At 56.2% G+C, this 17,532-nt stretch carries 18 protein-coding genes and 1 tRNA gene; 10 read left to right on the top strand and 9 right to left on the bottom strand.

Features of this window, described 5'->3' with window-relative positions; genetic code table 11:
- The first annotated feature begins 304 nt into the window (after positions 1-304).
- Positions 305-550: an EF-hand domain-containing protein gene (locus ACR0IY_RS03035; RefSeq protein WP_480670372.1), complete on the top strand. Its 246-nt coding sequence runs from the start codon at positions 305-307 to the stop codon at positions 548-550.
- 50 nt (positions 551-600) lie between these two features.
- On the opposite strand, the gene ACR0IY_RS03030 is transcribed toward ACR0IY_RS03035, so the two are convergent.
- On the bottom strand, positions 601-2,145 hold the full coding sequence (locus tag ACR0IY_RS03030; RefSeq protein WP_480670371.1) for a trimethylamine methyltransferase family protein: 1,545 nt from the start codon (positions 2,143-2,145) through the stop codon (positions 601-603).
- A gap of 420 nt (positions 2,146-2,565) precedes the next feature.
- On the opposite strand from ACR0IY_RS03030, the gene ACR0IY_RS03025 reads away from it, so the two are divergent.
- Positions 2,566-3,084, top strand: a complete 519-nt coding sequence (locus tag ACR0IY_RS03025) for an outer membrane protein (protein WP_480670370.1) — start codon at positions 2,566-2,568, stop codon at positions 3,082-3,084.
- Between the two features lie 6 nt (positions 3,085-3,090).
- Here the strand turns inward: ACR0IY_RS03025 and ACR0IY_RS03020 are convergent, their stop codons facing one another.
- Together ACR0IY_RS03020 and ACR0IY_RS03015 are read right to left on the bottom strand one after the other, a co-directional pair.
- On the bottom strand, positions 3,091-4,278 hold the full coding sequence (locus tag ACR0IY_RS03020) for a pyridoxal phosphate-dependent aminotransferase (RefSeq protein ID WP_480670369.1): 1,188 nt from the start codon (positions 4,276-4,278) through the stop codon (positions 3,091-3,093).
- Positions 4,279-4,336: 58 nt separating this feature from the next.
- Entirely contained in the window at positions 4,337-4,681 is a 345-nt protein-coding gene (locus ACR0IY_RS03015) for an MmcQ/YjbR family DNA-binding protein (RefSeq protein WP_480671112.1), read from the bottom strand.
- A gap of 217 nt (positions 4,682-4,898) precedes the next feature.
- On the opposite strand from ACR0IY_RS03015, the gene cysS reads away from it, so the two are divergent.
- From cysS to ACR0IY_RS03000, 3 genes are read left to right on the top strand one after another with little or no spacing between them, the layout of a single operon-like run.
- Positions 4,899-6,296: a cysteine--tRNA ligase gene (gene cysS, locus ACR0IY_RS03010; RefSeq protein ID WP_480670368.1), complete on the top strand. Its 1,398-nt coding sequence runs from the start codon at positions 4,899-4,901 to the stop codon at positions 6,294-6,296.
- The gene (cimA, locus tag ACR0IY_RS03005; protein ID WP_480670367.1) at positions 6,296-7,930 is read left to right on the top strand and encodes a citramalate synthase; all 1,635 of its coding nucleotides are present in this window, start codon (positions 6,296-6,298) and stop codon (positions 7,928-7,930) included. The genes cysS and cimA overlap by 1 nt, the downstream gene beginning before the upstream one ends.
- Positions 7,882-8,709, top strand: coding sequence for a squalene/phytoene synthase family protein (locus tag ACR0IY_RS03000; protein WP_480670366.1), 828 nt, complete (start codon positions 7,882-7,884; stop codon positions 8,707-8,709). Before cimA ends, ACR0IY_RS03000 begins: the two co-directional genes overlap by 49 nt.
- A gap of 2 nt (positions 8,710-8,711) precedes the next feature.
- Here ACR0IY_RS03000 and ACR0IY_RS02995 read toward each other — a convergent pair whose 3' ends face one another.
- A complete protein-coding gene (locus ACR0IY_RS02995; RefSeq protein WP_480670365.1) occupies positions 8,712-9,941 on the bottom strand; it encodes an MFS transporter in 1,230 nt (409 codons plus the stop codon).
- 97 nt (positions 9,942-10,038) lie between these two features.
- Between ACR0IY_RS02995 and ACR0IY_RS02990 the strand changes: the two genes are divergently transcribed.
- From ACR0IY_RS02990 to ACR0IY_RS02980, 3 genes are read left to right on the top strand one after another with little or no spacing between them, the layout of a single operon-like run.
- Positions 10,039-10,671, top strand: a complete 633-nt coding sequence (locus ACR0IY_RS02990) for a DNA-3-methyladenine glycosylase family protein (RefSeq protein WP_480670364.1) — start codon at positions 10,039-10,041, stop codon at positions 10,669-10,671.
- Positions 10,668-11,333: an alpha/beta hydrolase gene (locus ACR0IY_RS02985; RefSeq protein WP_480670363.1), complete on the top strand. Its 666-nt coding sequence runs from the start codon at positions 10,668-10,670 to the stop codon at positions 11,331-11,333. Before ACR0IY_RS02990 ends, ACR0IY_RS02985 begins: the two co-directional genes overlap by 4 nt.
- Positions 11,334-11,353: 20 nt before the next feature.
- The gene (locus tag ACR0IY_RS02980) at positions 11,354-11,827 is read left to right on the top strand and encodes an N-acetyltransferase family protein (RefSeq protein ID WP_480670362.1); all 474 of its coding nucleotides are present in this window, start codon (positions 11,354-11,356) and stop codon (positions 11,825-11,827) included.
- A gap of 79 nt (positions 11,828-11,906) precedes the next feature.
- Here ACR0IY_RS02980 and ACR0IY_RS02975 read toward each other — a convergent pair whose 3' ends face one another.
- Complete coding sequence (locus tag ACR0IY_RS02975) at positions 11,907-12,332, bottom strand: VOC family protein (RefSeq protein ID WP_480670361.1); 426 nt, start codon at positions 12,330-12,332, stop codon at positions 11,907-11,909.
- Between the two features lie 31 nt (positions 12,333-12,363).
- Positions 12,364-12,969 (bottom strand): pseudouridine synthase, encoded by a 606-nt coding sequence (locus tag ACR0IY_RS02970; RefSeq protein ID WP_480670360.1) that lies wholly within the window; start codon positions 12,967-12,969, stop codon positions 12,364-12,366.
- Positions 12,970-13,182: 213 nt separating this feature from the next.
- Here ACR0IY_RS02970 and ACR0IY_RS02965 point away from each other — a divergent pair, with 213 nt between their 5' ends.
- On the top strand, positions 13,183-13,770 hold the full coding sequence (locus tag ACR0IY_RS02965; RefSeq protein ID WP_480670359.1) for an HNH endonuclease: 588 nt from the start codon (positions 13,183-13,185) through the stop codon (positions 13,768-13,770).
- Here the strand turns inward: ACR0IY_RS02965 and ACR0IY_RS02960 are convergent.
- Positions 13,767-14,231 (bottom strand): disulfide bond formation protein B, encoded by a 465-nt coding sequence (locus ACR0IY_RS02960; RefSeq protein ID WP_480670358.1) that lies wholly within the window; start codon positions 14,229-14,231, stop codon positions 13,767-13,769. The genes ACR0IY_RS02965 and ACR0IY_RS02960 overlap by 4 nt on opposite strands.
- Positions 14,228-14,806 carry a YqaA family protein gene (locus tag ACR0IY_RS02955; RefSeq protein WP_480670357.1) on the bottom strand — a complete coding sequence of 193 codons (579 nt, stop codon included), beginning with the start codon at positions 14,804-14,806 and terminating at the stop codon, positions 14,228-14,230. Before ACR0IY_RS02955 ends, ACR0IY_RS02960 begins: the two co-directional genes overlap by 4 nt.
- A 145-nt stretch (positions 14,807-14,951) precedes the next feature.
- Here ACR0IY_RS02955 and ACR0IY_RS02950 point away from each other — a divergent pair.
- Positions 14,952-15,037: transfer RNA gene (locus ACR0IY_RS02950), tRNA-Leu, on the top strand.
- 328 nt (positions 15,038-15,365) lie between these two features.
- Here ACR0IY_RS02950 and ACR0IY_RS02945 read toward each other — a convergent pair.
- Positions 15,366-17,051: a hypothetical protein gene (locus ACR0IY_RS02945; RefSeq protein WP_480670356.1), complete on the bottom strand. Its 1,686-nt coding sequence runs from the start codon at positions 17,049-17,051 to the stop codon at positions 15,366-15,368.
- Positions 17,052-17,532 lie beyond the last annotated feature (481 nt).

The raw sequence follows: 17,532 nt of genomic DNA, 5'->3' as shown, positions 1-17,532 counted from the left end.
GCGGTCAACGAAATGAGCCTGGAAGGCGAAACTGACAGGGGGCTTCGGCCCCCTTTCTTTTTGCGCTCAATGGTGGGTTTGAGCAGAGCGTTGCCAAATAGGTCAGGTCGGGTCGGGCAAGAACCGCCGAGGCAGGATGGGGGAATTTTGCCCAGCGGCTACTCGCAGATGCGAATCTGCAAAACACGCAGAGATTGGCTGGAAAGGTCTAAGTTCTCCCATCGCGAGTGACATCAGCTTGGAGAGGGTGTTTCTGGTGCCTGTCCGGACATGAAACAAAGAAACCTTATCAGGAGGCATCACAATGAAACCGCAAATTCTGACCACTATTTCCGCGCTCGTACTTGCTCTGCCGACACTTGCTGTCGCGCAATCTGCAGCGGACACCAACGGAGATGGCGTTCTGACAATCGAAGAGGTGCAAGCTGTTCTGCCCGAGGTTGACGCAGACGGATTTTCGGCAATGGACGCCAATGGCGATGGATCGCTGGACGCAGATGAAATTGCCGTAGCACAAGAGGCAGGCCTGTTGCCACCGACTAACGGCTGATCAGGGCAAGAGAAGGGCGGTCAGATGATTCTGGCCGCCTTTCTATATAGTTATGTCTTGAGGTAAATGTTAAATGTATTGCGCAGCTCGGCATCCAGAAGGGGGTCAAACTGTGCGGCGGACGGTGCGGACAGGATTTCTTCTTTCCGTTTGATGGCTTTTTCGATCAGATCGGGTTTGCCAAGTTCCACCCATTCTTTGGGTGATGTTCTGTCGCCGAATGTTGGATAAACGTAATCCGCCTGCATCCGGCTGAGTGTCGCATCTGTACCAAGGTAGTGGCCGGGTCCACCCATGCAAACTTCGGCCATCTGATCCAGTGCAAGCGTGTCGTCCGAGACCTCGATCCCTCGCACGCATCGCTGTGCCTGCCCGATCAGATCGTCACTGAGGATCAGGCTTTCAAAGCAGAACCCAAGCAGTGAGGCGTGCATGCCCGCTGCCTCATACACCATATTCAACCCGGACAGACCGGCCATTACGTTGGAACACATCTGTTCCCATCCGGCCTGCATATCGGGCAGTTTAGAATCCGAAGCCCCAGCGGCGGCTCCGCCCGGCAGGTCGTAGAAGCGGTGCATCTGGGCACAGCCAGCGGTCAGCAGGGCTTGCTCGCCCGAACCGATTGACATGGCACCTGTACGCAGGTCCAGACCAAAGGGCCAGGTGCCAAAAACTGCCGGAGCTCCGGGGCTTACGGCATTTACGTAAACCAGACCGGCAAGGCATTCCGCGGTGGCTTGTGTGATCGCTCCGGCAATGGTCGACGGCGCGGTTGCACCTGCCATCCCGGCGGAAAGCAACAGAACCGGCATTCCGGCCTTGATGCATTCTTCCATCACTTCACAGCTTTCGGTCGCAAATTTCATCGGCGGCACGACAAAACAGTTCGAGTTCGAAACGAACGGCCGCTCCCGCCATTTGTCTTCCCCGCCAGCGATCATGTGGAGCATCTCGACAGCCGGGGCGACGTGGCTGGGTTCGGTGAACGACGTGCCGATATGTTTGAACGTGCCCGAACAGGCCGCGTAGATGGTGTTCAGGTCCATTTCGAGGTTGTCGGGAATATCGCGACAGACCATCGGGCGCTGAACGAAATGGATATTTTCAAGCTGATCACAAATCCGCGCGGCGTCGTGCAGGTCTTGCACCGTAGAATCGCGATACTCTTGCCCGTGAACATCGACCATGCTGACGGCAGCTCCTGCCGTACCATAGTGGACGCGCGTTCCCGTCAACTCCAGGTCGGTTTTCCCATCCCTGCTGTGCAATGTGACCGTGCGGTTGGCCTTGGCGATTGTGTCTTCCACAAGGGCGCGAGGGAACCGGATGCGGCCATCGTCGCCCAATGTGCACCCGGCACCCACCAGATAGTCGATCCCGCTTTGAGGGGCATCCGCTAAACCAATTGTTTCAAGCGCGGTCAAAGCTGCTTCGTGAATACGTTTGATCTGAGCTTGTGTCAGCACGTTCAGGACGCCGCCTTCCATACCGGGGCGGACGGGGCGTAGATGTTCAGGCAGCGCTGTTGCACGGGCAGCGCGGCGCGCGGCGCGTCCACCGCTGCGCGAAGTGTTTCGTGATTGATCATTCATGGTTTGGAATCCGGTAGAGTTGGGTGTTTTGTGAAGGCCGTATTCAAACGTCCACAGGCCGCCCACGCGCCGCACGGCCACGATCCGCACCGATGGTGCGGCTGATCAGCCGAATCTTCCAAACTTCATCTTGCATACAGGTCCTCACCTTATGGGTGACAGTATTCCGCCGTGCACAGCCACATTCTGTTCTGTTTGCGACCTGAGAGCCCAAAAGCGAAGCCTGTGTTACATGGGCCACGGGGGGCGACACGATTTTGAAAGTTTTTCTCCGACCAAGCGGAAATCTGTTATAGTTCCCTTACTTATTTAAGATCGGTTCATGATTTTAGTTCTATCTTAATGATCGTGAACCACAGTTTTGAGTTACGATGACCTGAACGACGACGGCTTTAGAAAAAGGATTTTTTGGAGAGGTTAATGAAAGTCCTTATGGCCCTCAGTGTCACTTTGGTGACAACTTTAGCCGCCCCAGCAATTGCTGAGGATTGGACTGGGGTTTATGCCGGTTTCAGCTTTGGTTACACTGATGCGGACGGCCCAAACGGGTCCAGCGGCAATGGTTCCAGCTTTGGTCCGCTTGTCGGGTATGACCGCGACTTCGGAAATTTTGTTCTGGGTGGCGAACTGGAATACAACCGTCTGTCGTTCGACTTGGGGCAGGGCGAGGGTAGTCTGGACAGCATGACTCGTCTGAAGCTCCGTGGCGGTTATGATTTTGGGTCCGCTTTGGGATATGTCGTGGTTGGCGCGGCGCGTGTGGATACCTCGGTCGACAATGACACAGCCGCCGTGTACGGAATCGGCGTAGCCTATCCCATTGGCGATAATTTCGTGATCAGCGGCGAGGCACTACGGCAGAATTTCGATGATGTGACCCGCACCGATGGCGGGTTGAATTCAAACGTCTTCAATCTGCGTACGACTTTCCGGTTTTGATGACAGCTATTCTGCCGCGTGTCGGCCCGCCAGTTCAGCGGCAAACGAGCAAATTGTTTTCAAGGCGGCCTCGAACCGGTCATCATCTATAGTCATCGCTACACGAACGTGCCCGGCAGCTGCGGATCCGAAGCTCTCACCCGGCATGACCGCAATTGCGTGCGTGTCCAGCAAAGCATTTGCAAACCCGTTACCGCTGAGACCAGTGGCCCGGATATCCAGCATCAGGTACATTGCGCCCTGCGCCGGAACCAGACCGACGGTGTTCTGAGCGTCCAGTATGACCACGGCAAGCGCGCGTCTTCTGCGGAATGGCGCAGCAATGTCTTCCTCAAGCTCAGTACCTGCGTTTAGCGCGAAACTGGCGGCGTCCTGAATAAAACCCGGTACGCCATATGTGGTGTGTGTTGCTAGGTTAATCAGGTGGGAAATCACCTCCTCGGGCCCGACCACCCAGCCGCATCGAGAGCCAGTCATCGCGTGGGATTTCGACATCGACCCCACCACAAGTGTTCGGTCTGCCATGCCGGGAAGTGTGCGGGCCGAGATGTGTTCGCCTTCCCAGACCTGTGTGTCGTAAACTTCATCCGAGATCAGCCAAAGATCATGGCTGCGGCAGACGTCCGAGATACCTTCGAGTGTCTGCCGAGAGTAAACGACACCGGTCGGGTTGTTCGGCGTATTTATCAACAGAGACACAGCACCATCGGCTGCGGCGTCAATTTGCTCGGCTCGTGGTTGAAACGCGTCCTCGGCGGTGGTCTGAATTGCGCGGGCAATCGCACCGGCCCCCCGTATCGTGCCGGGGTAAGTTGCGTAATACGGGTCGAGGTACAGACCTACATCGCCGGGATCACACACCGCGACATGGGCCGCGAACAGGGCCGATTGGCCTCCGGGAGTGATCAGTACGTTATGGCGCGTGGTGGGCATTCCTGTTCGTGCCTGCAGCCGTGCGGCAACTGTATCACGCAGCAGGTCCGTGCCGGGAACCATGGCGTAGCCAGTATGGCCCTGACGGGCTGAAAGATTCATGGCTTCAAGAATTGAAGGATCTGTGCGGATGTCATGTTCGCCAATGGTCAGTTCGGTCACTGCATAGCCGTCGCTGATCATTCGGCGTGCGCGATAAAATACATCCCACCCGTCACTGCCGCCTCCGGTGAGGTGAGTGATACGCTGCGACAATTTCATGGCCCGCTCCCGTCCTGTCGATTTCGGTGACAGGGCCAGAGCGTCGGTCGATTGTCAATCAGCTTCGCGAGGGAAGCGTGGCTTGAACCTTTTTGGTCAATGACGCGCGAACCAGATCATACGAGGTGGTTAGCCGATGGCGCAGTTCGTCTTTGTCGCAATCGAATGGCAAGCGAATCCAACTGCGGTGGAAATACGGGGCTTTTACACCGATACCGGCATCAATCAGCATTTGGGCTGTTTCGATGTCAGGTGTTTTGACCGATACCCCGTCATTGGCCGTTCCGATGCAGGCAAACATCTTGCCGCCAATTTTCCAGGCGTCATGCCCACCGCCCCAAGGGTCGGAAAGTTCCGCACCGGGAAGGGTCTGGCATATTGTGTTTACAGTTTTGCGGGTCATGGCCGGTAGGGTGCGATGCGTGGCAGTAGAACTCAAGACTTGGCGTCCGGCATTCTGCATGCTAGGTGATTTGTTATGAACCCGATGACCTGCATCATTATCTGCTGCATTACCTGCTGATTAATCAAGCGGGCCGGTTTCTTTCGTTTTCATCCCTGAGACAAGTTGCTAAGCCCGCGCCAACGCGAGAAGCCACGCTGTCTTTAGGAGTCAACCGATGACGACAATCAAACTGCACAACACACGGACGCGGACGAAAGAGGATTTCGTGCCTATCAGCGCCGACAATGTGCGGATGTATGTCTGTGGGCCTACCGTCTATGACCGTGCCCATCTGGGTAACGCGCGACCTGTGGTTGTTTTCGATGTGCTCTACCGGCTTTTACGGCATGTTTTCGGTGCGGATCACGTGACCTATGTGCGCAATTTCACGGACGTTGATGATAAGATCAACGCGACCGCTTTGGCCCGTCAGAAAGCCGGGGCAGAGGGGACGCTGGAGCAGTTGGTGCAGGAACGCTCGGACGAGACAATTGGTTGGTATCTGCACGACATGGGGGCCTTGGGCGCGATGGAGCCCAACGAGATGCCGCGTGCCACGCAGTACATCGCCCAAATGATCGCTATGATTGAGGACCTGATCGCAAAGGGCCATGCCTATGCGGCAGAGGGGCATGTGCTGTTCGCGGTGGACAGCTGGAAAGAACAGTATGGCGCGCTGTCCGGCCGTTCCGTCGATGATATGATCGCAGGCGCGCGGGTAGAGGTTGCGCCCTACAAAAAGAACCCGATGGATTTTGTATTGTGGAAGCCCTCAACTGATGAGTTACCGGGGTGGAACTCGCCATGGGGGCGAGGGCGTCCGGGCTGGCATATCGAATGCTCGGCAATGAGCTATGAATTGCTGGGCGAAAGCTTTGACATTCACGGCGGCGGGAATGATCTGATGTTCCCGCACCATGAGAATGAAATCGCACAAAGCCGTTGCGCGCATCCCCATGGTGAGTTCGCGAGGTATTGGCTGCACAATGAGATGTTGCAGGTCGAAGGCAAGAAGATGTCCAAATCTTTGGGCAACTTCTTCACTGTGCACGACTTGCTGGAGCAGGGCGTGCCCGGCGAGGTGATCCGGTTTGTGTTCCTCCAAACTCATTACCGTAAGCCGATGGACTGGACCGAGAAAAAGGCGCGGGAAGCCGAGCAAACGCTGCGCAAGTGGCGGGCACTGACAGCAGGCATCGAGCCTGCTGCCAGCGCGGCACCCGCGGTTGTCGCAGCGCTGAGTGACGATCTGAACACTGCGGGCGCTTTGGCTGAACTATTCCGTCTTGCGGCGGATGGAGACGCGGCAGGGGTGCTTGCAAGCGCGCAATTGCTGGGTTTGCTGATGCCCGAGATGGGGGCCTGGGCGGATACCGCGTCTGTGGATCTGGCTGCTCATGCAGATCGGTTGGCGGACGCTCGGGCCGTTGCGATGCAGAGCAAGGATTTCTCAGAAGTGGATCGCCTGAAGGCTGCCTATCTGGCCGCCGGTCTGGAGGTTCGCATGAGCAAGGACGGGGTCGAACTGGTGCCGGGTGCCGGTTTTGATGCCGCCAAGCTGGAGGAGGTATGATGTCCAGAGAACGATTATTCCTCTACGATACGACTCTGCGTGACGGACAGCAGACGCAGGGGGTTCAGTTTTCGACCGCTGAAAAGGTCCAGATCGCACAGACGCTGGATGAGTTGGGCATTGATTACATCGAGGGTGGCTGGCCTGGTGCCAACCCGACGGACAGCGCTTTCTTTGAGGTCGCTCCCAAGACAGCGGCCAGTTTGACTGCATTTGGGATGACCAAGCGCGCTGGTCGGTCGGCTGAGAACGACGACGTGCTGGCTGCCGTGATGAACGCGGGCACGCAGGCGGTGTGCATTGTCGGCAAATCGCATGATTATCACGTGACTCATGCGCTAGGCATTTCGCTTGAGGAAAATGTCGAGAACGTCCGCGCCTCGGTTGCGCATATCGTGGCGCAGGGGCGCGAGGCTTTGTTCGACGCTGAGCATTTCTTTGACGGGTACAAGGACAATCCCGAATATGCGGTTGAGGTGTGTCGGGCCGCCATGGATGCAGGTGCGCGTTGGATTGTGCTGTGTGACACCAATGGCGGCGCTTTGCCCGCCGAAGTTTCACGTATCGTATCCGAAGTGATCGCCGCCGGGCTGCCGGGGGATCGGTTGGGTATTCACACCCATAACGATACCGAAAACGCCGTCGCCTGCTCTCTGGCAGCAGTCGATGCGGGGGCGCGGCAGATTCAGGGTACCCTGAACGGTTTGGGCGAGCGGTGCGGCAATGCCAATCTGACCGCATTGATTCCGACTTTATTGCTGAAGGAACCCTATGCCTCGCAATTCGATATCGGTGTTGGTAGTGACAGTCTTACAGGGCTAACACGGATCAGCCGTATGCTGGACGACATTCTGAATCGGGTGCCCAGCAAGCAATCTGCCTATGTCGGCGCGTCAGCCTTTGCCCATAAGGCTGGCTTGCACGCCAGCGCGATCCTCAAGGACCCATCGACTTATGAGCATGTCGATCCTGCGACCGTCGGCAATACTCGCGTTATTCCGATGTCCAACCAGGCGGGGCAATCGAACCTGCGCAAACGCCTGACCGAGGCGGGATTGACGGTTGAGGCCGGTGATCCGGCGCTGGGGCGCATTCTGGACCGGATCAAACAGCGTGAGGCCGAGGGGTATTCCTATGATACCGCGCAGGCCAGTTTCGAACTGCTGGCGCGTGACGAGTTAGGGCAGCTGCCTGAGTTTTTCGAGGTTAAACGCTACAAAGTCACCGTTGAACGGCGCAAGAATAAGTACAACAAAATGGTCAGCCTGTCCGAAGCGGTTGTTGTCGTAAAGGTTGACGGCGAAAAGAAACTTTCAGTCAGCGAGTCTCTGGACGAAGACGGCAGCGATCGCGGGCCAGTGAACGCGCTGGCCAAGGCGCTGGCGAAGGATCTGGGGCAGTATTCTCAGGTGCTATCAGATATGCGGCTGGTCGACTTCAAGGTGCGCATAACCCAGGGCGGGACCGAGGCAGTCACGCGCGTCATCATCGACAGCGAAGACGGGCAAGGGCGGCGTTGGTCGACAGTTGGCGTCAGCGCGAACATAGTCGATGCCTCGTTCGAGGCATTGCTGGATGCGATCCAATGGAAACTGGTGCGCGATTGCGGACCGCAGGTCGCGGTAGCCGAGTGACAATAGAGTTCGACGACGACGTCAAAGCCTGCGCGGCACTGGTGCACCGCGCTGACCCCGACAGGTTCATGGCAGCCATGGCAGCACCCATAGCGGCGCGTGCGGTGCTGTTTCCGCTTTATGCGTTGAATGTCGAGGTCGCACGGGCTCCTTGGGTTACACAAGAGGCGATGATCGCCGAAATGCGCCTGCAATGGTGGCGTGATGCGCTACAGGAGATTGCCGAAGGGCAAGCCGTGCGCCGGCACGAAGTCGTGACGCCTTTGTCGCGTGTGATATCCCCACATCTCGCGTCTATTCTGGATGAGTATGTGGCCGTAAGGCGTTGGGATATTTACCGCGAGCCGTTCGAAGATGAGGCCCATTTCGAGGCTTACATCAACCATAGTTCGGCAAGTCTGATAGTAGCATCAGCACAGGCATTGGGGGCTGCGGATGAGGCCGTATTGCGTGATTTTGGTTATGCCGTAGGAGTTTCCAATTGGCTGCGCGCAATTCCTGACCTTGAAGCGCGAAACCGAATCCCTTTGCTGGATGGAACGCCCGATGGTGTCCGAACCCTTGCGCAAACAGCACTGAACAGACTTCAAAACGCCCGAGCGAACGCTTCCGCTGTATCCGTTCAGGCACGGCCAGCTCTCTATTCCGGATGGCAGGCAGAATGGATTTTGCGTCGAGCGGTGGCGCAGCCGGAACGCGCTGCTGCGGGTGCGCTTGCGCAGAGGGAACTTCGGCGCAGGGCCTCCCTCATGTGGACTGCAGCCACAGGCCGTTGGTAAGTTCAGATTGCTTCCGTCTCGGCGGGTTTAAGGACCAGCCACAGCAGGGCGCCACCTGCCAGCGTCAGTAGTGGGATCATGGCGAGGTTCACCGCCGTCCAGCCCTCGACCGGGGAACCACCTGAACAATTCATTAATCCGCCCGACGCCAGCGACGCAACTGTAACACCGCCAAATACCAGCAGGTCGTTCAGGCCCTGCATCCGTCCGCGTTCGTTTACGTCGTGTGAAGAGGCCAACATGGTTGTGGCGCCGATAAAGCCAAAATTCCAGCCGATGCCCAGCAGGATTAGCGCAACGAAGAAATTGCCTAGGTCGACACCTTGCAGTGCGACAACTCCGGCACCGGCCAGAATTGCCAATCCCAACGCAACAATCTTTTCTACGCCAAAACGAGCGATCAATTGCCCTGTGAAAAAACTGGGCACATACATTGCCAGAACGTGCGCTGTGACAACGTCGGCCGCGTCATTGGCGCTAAAACCGCAGCCAACAACGGCCAGAGGCGTCGAGGTCATCACAAGGTTCATCAATGCGTAGGCGACCATCGCACAGATAATTGCCACTGCGATCTGCGGGGTCCGCAGCATTTGTAGGCGAGTTCGACCTTTGGGCGCATCTTGAGCTGGCTTCTCAGGCGTCGGAATATTGAGGAAGATGAACAGGGCCGAACCAACGATATTGATGGCGATTACAGCCAGATACGTGCCGAGAAACGGAATAACGTAAGCTTGCGCCGTCAACTTGACTATCTGCGGTCCGATGATGGCTGCAGCCAGTCCGCCGGCCATGACATAGGAAATTGCTTTGGGACGAAAGTCGTCGGAAGCCGTATCCGCTGCGGCGAAGCGATAGAAGCCATGCGCACTCATGTAGATGCCTGTTAGCAGGCTGCCGACAAGAAAGACCGGAAACGATCCCAGAAACAGACCGTATGCGCCGACGATACCGCCGCACGCGCCCGCTGTTGCGCCTACCAGAAACCCAGCACGCCGGCCCCAGCGTTGCATGATTGCTGACACCGGAGTCGCTGCCAGCATCGAGCCCAGCACAATCAGTGAAATGGGCAAGGTGGCCAAACAGGCATTGGTGGCCAATGACTGCCCCGCCAAACCGCCAACGATGAAGATCATCGGCATCTGCGCCCCAAGCACGGCTTGCGCTGCCACCAAAACAGCGACATTGCGTTTGGCCAGACTATTGTCTGCAGGTGTGGAGGCGGTCAGCGTCATGGGCTCATGCGTATCTGTCAAATCTCAGTCACACAAGCGGGTTGCATCTGCGGCAAAGCGACGTAACGTGCGCTTATTGGCAACTGTCGGAGTCCCCATGTCTGTCGGACGGATTATCGAGACACCCGACTGTGTAGCGGAAGGGGCTGCTTGGCTGGCCGAAACATGCCCCCGCATGGCTTGGGCGATGGAACAAACCGGCCCGTTACCTCTGCGCCGACGTCCGGATGGGTTTGCACAGCTTCTCAGTGCAATTGTCAGCCAACAGGTTAGTGTGGCGTCGGCCAATGCCATCTGGAAGCGATTGCAGGATGCAAAGCTGACCGGTCCGCGCAAGATCATGTGGGCCACCGACGACGATCTTCGGGCTGTCGGGTTGAGCCGCCAGAAGATCAGATACGCACGCGCGCTAGCCGAAGCGCGAATAGATTACAAGGCGTTACGCGACGCTCCTGATGAGGATGTGGTTGCAATTCTAACAGAGGTTTCGGGTATTGGAATTTGGACCGCCGAGATTTACGCCATGTTCTCGCTGGGCCGGGCGGACGTGATTGCTCCGGGCGATCTGGCCCTGCAAGAGGCGGCGCGTATTTTATACGACCTGCCCAGTCGCCCGACGGACAAGGAACTGCGCCAAATGGCCGAGGCCTGGTCGCCGTGGCGGTCGGTTGCGGCCCGTGTGTTGTGGGCCTATTACCGGGTCGCGAAAGAACGAGAAGGGATCAGATGACACGGGTTTTGAATGCGCTCCGAAAAGAGCCGGTTTCGGGCGACACGCGCTCGGTTGTGGTGTTCGTGCATGGCTATGGTGCGAACGGAGCCGATCTGTTGGGACTGGCCGATCCGCTGGGCGAACACCTGCCGGACACGTTGTTCGTAGCCCCGGACGCGCCCGAACAGATCCCCGGTATGCCCAACGGTTTTCAATGGTTCCCGATCCCATGGATCGACGGGTCGTCCGAAGAAGAGGCGCGGCGCGGTATGGAAATGGCGGTTGAAGATTTCAACGCCTTCCTCGACGCCTTGATGGTGGACGAAGACGTTCTGCCCGAACAGGTCGTTCTGTTTGGCTTTTCGCAAGGCACAATGATGAGCCTGCACGTCGCCCCGCGCCGCGAGGATCCGGTTGCGGGGATCGTCGCTTTTTCGGGCCGGTTGCTGGAACCCGATCTACTGCCCGATGAAACGGTCAGCCGTATGCCGATCCTGTTGGTGCATGGAGACGCCGACGACGTCGTGCCACCGCAATCGCTGCCCGCAGCCGCTGAAGCCCTGCAAGAGGCTGGTTTCAAAGAAGTTTACGCCCATGTCATGAAAGGCACCGGCCACGGTATCGCACCGGATGGTCTGAGCGTCGCGCTGGCCTTCATGCGCGACAAGCTGAGCCTATAGCGATGATAGTGGTGCGACCAATGATGTCAGAGGATGTGGCATCAGCGTGCCAGATCTTGAACGAGATCATTGGAATTGGAGGCACCACCGCCTTTGAGGCCCCATTCTCCGAAGCGTTATTTTCACAAAGCTTTCTGCATGGGGCGAATACGCTATGCTGCCACGTCGCTCTGGATGATCAGGGCGAGGTGGCAGGTTTCCAGTGGTTGGGCGCGCATGATGGCTTGCCTCACGACTGCGCTGATATTGCTACATTTACACGACGCCAACCTACTCTGAGAGGTGCGGGACGGGCGTTGTTTGGGAAAACGCAGATTTTCGCCAGATCGCTGGGGATGAATGCGATCAACGCCACTATTCGGGCCGACAACGGACAGGGCCTGAGCTATTACGACAAGATGGGCTTTCAGGATTATAGTGTGGACTTTGGTGTGCCTTTGGACGACGGAACACTGGTCGATCGCATCTCAAAACGCTTTGATTTGACAAAGTAGTATCAGAACAGATGGCTGTAAGGGTGATCAAAGAACCACTTCCAGGTGCCTGAGAACATTGACCTTACGGTCACCGAGATTATCCCCATAGATGCCCTTCGGAAAATTCGACTGAATTGCCTGCCGGATCTCGCACATAAAGCGAGCGAGCGCCATTGGGCCAGTCAAACTCCGCATCAACAGGGACATTCCAGTCCAGCAGGTGCTTGCGCATAACGTCTATATCGGACCGCGTTAGAATTAAACAAACATGGCCGGGACCGCGCGCTCCGTGAGGAGGCACCGGCAGGTCTGGATTGCCCGGTGGTTTTTCCGTTTCCTCAGCATTGAACAACAGCAGAACGGATCCTCCGACCCGAAAGAAAACGTGCCGGTCCTGAACCCGCTGAATTTGCTCCAGAGCCAGGATTTCCCCGTAGAATCGCTCAGCCGCGTCTAGGTCGTCAACGTACAGAGCAGCCTCAAGAACCCCTGAAGGTGCAGGTATGTTCGGCGTGACTTTCATTCCCTAAGTGTATCACAAAAGGGCGTTTTTGTCACCGACGTGGGCGACGATCCCGTTTGCGTTGCGGGGTTGTATTCACCTCTGGCGCGGGCAGGCTGTCCCACTGGCCGGGTTCAAGCCCGTCCAGATTCCAGTCACCGATCCTGGCCCGGATCAGGCGCAGAGTTGGATGGCCCACCGCTGCGGTCATCCGCCTGACCTGACGATTACGGCCCTCGCGCAGGGTCAGCTCGATCCAGTAGTCCGGCACGGTTTGGCGTACACGGATCGGAGGGGTGCGTGGCCACAACCCAGCAGGTTCATCCATCAATCGTGCCTTTGCGGGGCGGGTCATTCCGTCTTTCAGTTCCACCCCGTCTCGCAGCGCTTTGAGGGCGGTGGCATCCGGCAAACCTTCGACCTGCACCCAATAGGTTTTGGGCATCTTGTGCTTGGGGTCTGCAATCTGCGCCTGAAGCCGTCCGTTGTCTGTCAGCAGCATCAACCCCTCGCTGTCGCGATCGAGACGACCGGCCGGGTAAACACCGGGCAAGTCGATGTAGTCTGACAGGGTGCTGCGGGGCGAATCCGCGTTTGCACGGTCGGTGAATTGCGGCAGCACGTCAAAGGGTTTGTTGAATCGGATGAACCAAGACATGGCCCACGCCATAGCCCGCAGGCCACATTGGCGCAACCTGTGGATAACTGTCACGATACTGTTACTGATGCAGCTTAACCAATCCCCGAGATATTGTGGAAACTCAGGGCTTGTCAGAGATTTAACACGATATATAGTTAAGTTAAGGCCGGGGCGGGTGTTCCCCGCTCTGGTGTCAAAAACGGGCAGAGCAGAGCGAGGAGCGATTCTGAGATGGATGGAGACTTCAGAACCGAATTTGTCAGGGAACCCGGTGCGCTCAAGCATCATCCGGCATTGGTTTTGAACGCCGATTATCGCCCCTTGTCTTATTACCCATTGTCCCTGTGGCCGTGGCAAGAGGCGATAAAGGCGGCCTGGTTGGACAGGGTGGACATCGTGGCTGAATATGATGAGGTCGTCCGAAGCCCGAGTACCGCGATACGAATACCATCGGTCGTTGTCCTCAAAGACTATGTAAAACCCAGAAAGCGCGTGGCCTTCACGCGCTTTAATTTATTTTTGAGGGACGAATTCTGCTGCCAGTACTGTGGAAGCCGCGGCGATCTGACTTTTGACCACGTTGTTCCGCGCGCAGCCGGCGGTGTGACCAGCTGGCAGAACGTTGTAGCGGCGTGCAGCCCGTGCAATTTGCGCAAGGGATCGAAATCGTTGCGGCAGGCGGGAATGACCCTGCGCAAGCCCCCGCGCCAGCCGGATGCTGAAGCATTGCGGAACATTGGGCGAAAATTTCCGCCGAACCACCTGCATGACAGCTGGATCGACTTTCTGTATTGGGATGCGGAACTGGACGAGCTTTAACGGATGCGCCACGCGGCGAGCCAGATCAGCACCAGAACGCCCGACAGAGCGGCGTTCCAACCTGCCATCGAGAGGCCAAACAACTCCCACGGGATGTCGTCGCAGCGTACCAGCGGGGCGGACATGATCTGATCCATCAGTTCCTGCGTGGACAAACCGCCGATGTCGCCGGACGTGCAGCTAGTTGGGCCTTCCCACCATTTTTGTTCCACCCCGGCGTGAAAGACACCAATGGCAGCTGTTGTCAGGGCCGCCAGCGCACCCAGCAAGGGCAGGGCATTGACGCGCGGCAAGGTGAGCGCCAGCGCACCGACCAGAATGGCAGCACCATGCGGGTATCGTTGCCAGATACACATCTTACACGGCGCCAACCCGCCAATGTACTGAAATCCCCAGGCACCAAGCAGCAGCGCAACCGAACCCGCTGTTGCGATCAACACTAAAATGTTCTTGCGCGTCATAAGTACTTCACCACGAGAAAGCCGCCGAATAGCAGGATGATAAACAGGGTGAACATAAGACCCAGTCGTTTTTCGATGAAGTCCCGGATCGGTTCACCGAATTTCCAAAGCAAGCCGGCCACCAGGAAAAACCGGAGGGCACGGGCCAGGATTGAGGTCGCTACGAAAGTTCCCAGCGGCATGCCGGTCCAGCCTGACATAATGGTGATCACCTTATAAGGGAAGGGTGTCACACCAGCGGCCAGAACGGCCCAGAAACCGAAGTCGTTGAAACGGGTGTTGAACTCTTCCATAGCGTGCGCCTTACCCATGGATTCGAGGATGGGTTGACCGAGGCTCTCATAAAAGAACGCACCAATGGCGTAGCCCAACAATCCGCCCAGCACCGAGGCGACAAGTGCGACCGAAGCGATCAACCACGCACGCGACGGGCGCGCCAGAATCATCGGAATCATTAGAACGTCCGGCGGGATTGGAAAGAACGAACTTTCAATGAAGGCAACTACGGCCAGCGCCCACAGGGCATGCGGATGTTCGGCCAGACGAATGGTCCAGTCATATAGCGATCGCAACATAAGGTGCTAAAATCCTACTTTCACGTTGGGTAACGCAAATCATGGGGCAGATGAGGCGTCAAGCACCGCAGTCAAAACAAACTGGATTTGGGATGGTTTTTGCCTCTGGACCTTCCCGGTGATGGGCGCTAATCCAGTGTTCGTGGCCCAAGTGGCGGAATGGTAGACGCAGGGGATTCAAAATCCCCCGCCTTCACGGGCGTGAGAGTTCGAGTCTCTCCTTGGGCACCACATTTGTTTGGGATTGTGCATTAGAACCAACAAACTGGTAAATTTCGTCATTATCGGCAGTTTGCGAGTATCCGCCCCGGTTTGGAAGCCGCGTACACCGACGATGGTTTTCAGAATCAAAAAAAATCCCACAGCCAAATCAGCGGCAATCGGTGGTGCCATTGCTTGATATATCCAAACTTGCTTTTCAAAGCCTTGGACTCTGTTTGGTTCCAAAGGCGGTATAATACCCGTGGTGGGGCAGCATTAAAGCTTGAACAATGACACGGTTAAAGGTTCGGAAGCACCTGCAGTCTGGTGTCGAGAGGCGGTTCTCGTAATAATGCGTTTAGTGTTCGGTACGCTTCATGATCACGTATTCACCCACTTCGTGCACTGGTTGGAAGTTACTGCGGATGTATTCGTCAAGAAGTGTTGCGCCGACGCCGTCCACCTTTTCGGCGCGACGTGCGACGATTTCGTCGAGCATTTCGTCGCTCCAGCCGAAATTCCATATCAACACATATTGAACACCGGCTTCCTCGATTTCGTTGATAATTTTGCGCTGGACGGGTTCCCGATCAGTTATGCCAGGGTGTAACTCGTGGTGACCAGATGCATTTCGAAGACCGGTCATATAAAGAAAGCGCATATCAGTAATCACAATTGCGTCGTGGCGCCGAACACCAATGTAGATTGGCTGTCCTTCGGGTACGTGCTCAATCAAGTAATCGGAAATAGGTTTGTAAATGTTGTATTTGTCTTCTGGTACCAGGACACCCGAGACACCGGGTAGGTCTAATGTTTGAAGGCGCCCGCTGGAGGTCAGCATACGTGCCACTTCGCCAACAGGTGCGATCGCGATTCCAACCCAATAGACCACAGCGACGAGGATGAGGGCGCAACGAGACAGCGTCTTATGGCGCGAGAATGACGCCGTTGCTACCCAAGCCGAAACACCCAGCAATCCACACAGCATAACCAGTGTGAACAGATGAGTATTTTGCTGAACATGGGCCGCCAGCCAGAAAAGGGGCATCGAGGTGACTAACAGAAGCGTGGTGCCTGAAGGCGCGTGACCGGTTAGTCTTCGCCAGAATGGCAGTACGATAATGAATCCCAAAAGAATTGCTTCTGGTATACGAGACAGGGCCCAGATTTTGTGTCGTAAGAAGGCGTGACGTGCAGCTGACATTTCCATAGGGTTTCGAAGCCACTCGATCAGGGCTGCAATATCAGGTGCAGCTTGTGGGTATTGTTCAGTTCTCACACTGCGGAAATCACCCAAAGGATAGGCAATGAGGTCAATCCAGGCTTGCGGTCCGGCAAAAATAGCTAGGAAGATTGCCACGGGAAGTACGGTGAAAAATGACGTAATGCCCACTATCAGCGGTGCGCGGAGGGCTGCGCGAATTCCGGACCAATTTGGTTCGCGCGAAATAACAGCCGCAAAAAAAAGGCCCGCGCTTATACCGATAGCGGCATAAGCGGCAACGTCATGCTTGAACCACGCTGCGCATCCCAAGCAGATGCCCGCGAAGAACAAGTTTTTCTCTCTGCCAGATTGCAAATATATTATTGCATTGAGCCACGCACCCATCATGAACGGAATTGCGGGTACCCAAGTCGAAAATTCGAGACCTGGCTTCCAGAGAATAACTGCCAAAGATATTGCAAGCGCGAAGGCCAGATTGTTCGACGCTCCTAAGCGCAATGCTATCCGGTATTCAATTGTGATAGCACTGGCCAGCATCACCGCTGCGGCCAATCCTTGCACGACAATCTCTCGACCAAACGTACCCATCAATGCGGCGACGGCATAAAACTGGCCTGGCGCGTAAACGCTCCAGAAATCGCGATAGGGTACATCGCCTTCTAGAACGCGCAATCCACCGACAATGGCCTTGCCAAAAGGCAGCCCAAGAAAGGCGGAGCTTGCAAGGATTGCGAAGCTGATAAAGAAAACAAGAAACGTCGCACCAACTGAAGCGGACTTACTGGAATATTCAGGTGAGTTTATTTGCTGAACTTGCATAATCTGGTCTCAAAAATTTACTCGTACTTCTTTTATCTATCACACGTTTCACACTTTTTGACCATTTTACACTGACTGGCTCTACAGGCGAGGTCAATTTATCCCTAATTTCGTCAGTGGGATACCCAGCTAACCTTACGTTCTTCGTACATCCGAGAGCGACACATCCGGCTAGGCACCCAGCCCCATGTCGGGCCTGCGTCCGGCGATTGAATATCTGAAAATCCGTTAACCTGTTTGCTTACTTCGCTTGTCGATCATCAGACCGCCGCCGTCTTGCAGGGGTCCGTTCTCTGCATTCTTAATTTGCAACGCTGCTAGTTTATTCGCGCCCCTTGCCATCAGCTCCACACGCAGCCTGGCAATCAATCCGAAGTTCCCCAATGATTATGACATGGTGTGGAATCACTGTTTCGTTGAAGGGTGGATTTCAACGGAATGGGAGACTGGCAATGCAAAGACCTGAAGGAAATCTTCTGTT

Source organism: Ruegeria sp. BC1 (assembly GCF_056539305.1).
This window is presented reverse-complemented; position numbering and strand designations above follow the sequence as displayed.

Excerpts from the sequence above, each read along its gene's own strand:
- ACR0IY_RS02970 (WP_480670360.1), bottom strand. The coding sequence starts at position 12,969 with ATGTCTTGGTTCATCCGATTCAACAAACCCTTTGACGTGCTGCCGCAA.
- ACR0IY_RS02945 (WP_480670356.1), bottom strand. The coding sequence starts at position 17,051 with ATGCAAGTTCAGCAAATAAACTCACCTGAATATTCCAGTAAGTCCGCT.
- ACR0IY_RS03000 (WP_480670366.1), top strand. The coding sequence starts at position 7,882 with ATGGAAACTGGTGCGCGATTGCGGACCGCAGGTCGCGGTAGCCGAGTG.
- ACR0IY_RS02980 (WP_480670362.1), top strand. The coding sequence starts at position 11,354 with ATGATGTCAGAGGATGTGGCATCAGCGTGCCAGATCTTGAACGAGATC.
- ACR0IY_RS03035 (WP_480670372.1), top strand. The coding sequence starts at position 305 with ATGAAACCGCAAATTCTGACCACTATTTCCGCGCTCGTACTTGCTCTG.
- ACR0IY_RS02990 (WP_480670364.1), top strand. The coding sequence starts at position 10,039 with ATGTCTGTCGGACGGATTATCGAGACACCCGACTGTGTAGCGGAAGGG.
- ACR0IY_RS02995 (WP_480670365.1), bottom strand. The coding sequence starts at position 9,941 with ATGACGCTGACCGCCTCCACACCTGCAGACAATAGTCTGGCCAAACGC.
- ACR0IY_RS03025 (WP_480670370.1), top strand. The coding sequence starts at position 2,566 with ATGAAAGTCCTTATGGCCCTCAGTGTCACTTTGGTGACAACTTTAGCC.
- ACR0IY_RS03030 (WP_480670371.1), bottom strand. The coding sequence starts at position 2,145 with ATGAATGATCAATCACGAAACACTTCGCGCAGCGGTGGACGCGCCGCG.
- ACR0IY_RS03020 (WP_480670369.1), bottom strand. The coding sequence starts at position 4,278 with ATGAAATTGTCGCAGCGTATCACTCACCTCACCGGAGGCGGCAGTGAC.
- ACR0IY_RS03015 (WP_480671112.1), bottom strand. The coding sequence starts at position 4,681 with ATGACCCGCAAAACTGTAAACACAATATGCCAGACCCTTCCCGGTGCG.
- ACR0IY_RS02955 (WP_480670357.1), bottom strand. The coding sequence starts at position 14,806 with ATGTTGCGATCGCTATATGACTGGACCATTCGTCTGGCCGAACATCCG.
- ACR0IY_RS02960 (WP_480670358.1), bottom strand. The coding sequence starts at position 14,231 with ATGACGCGCAAGAACATTTTAGTGTTGATCGCAACAGCGGGTTCGGTT.
- ACR0IY_RS02975 (WP_480670361.1), bottom strand. The coding sequence starts at position 12,332 with ATGAAAGTCACGCCGAACATACCTGCACCTTCAGGGGTTCTTGAGGCT.
- cysS (WP_480670368.1), top strand. The coding sequence starts at position 4,899 with ATGACGACAATCAAACTGCACAACACACGGACGCGGACGAAAGAGGAT.
- ACR0IY_RS02965 (WP_480670359.1), top strand. The coding sequence starts at position 13,183 with ATGGATGGAGACTTCAGAACCGAATTTGTCAGGGAACCCGGTGCGCTC.
- cimA (WP_480670367.1), top strand. The coding sequence starts at position 6,296 with ATGTCCAGAGAACGATTATTCCTCTACGATACGACTCTGCGTGACGGA.
- ACR0IY_RS02985 (WP_480670363.1), top strand. The coding sequence starts at position 10,668 with ATGACACGGGTTTTGAATGCGCTCCGAAAAGAGCCGGTTTCGGGCGAC.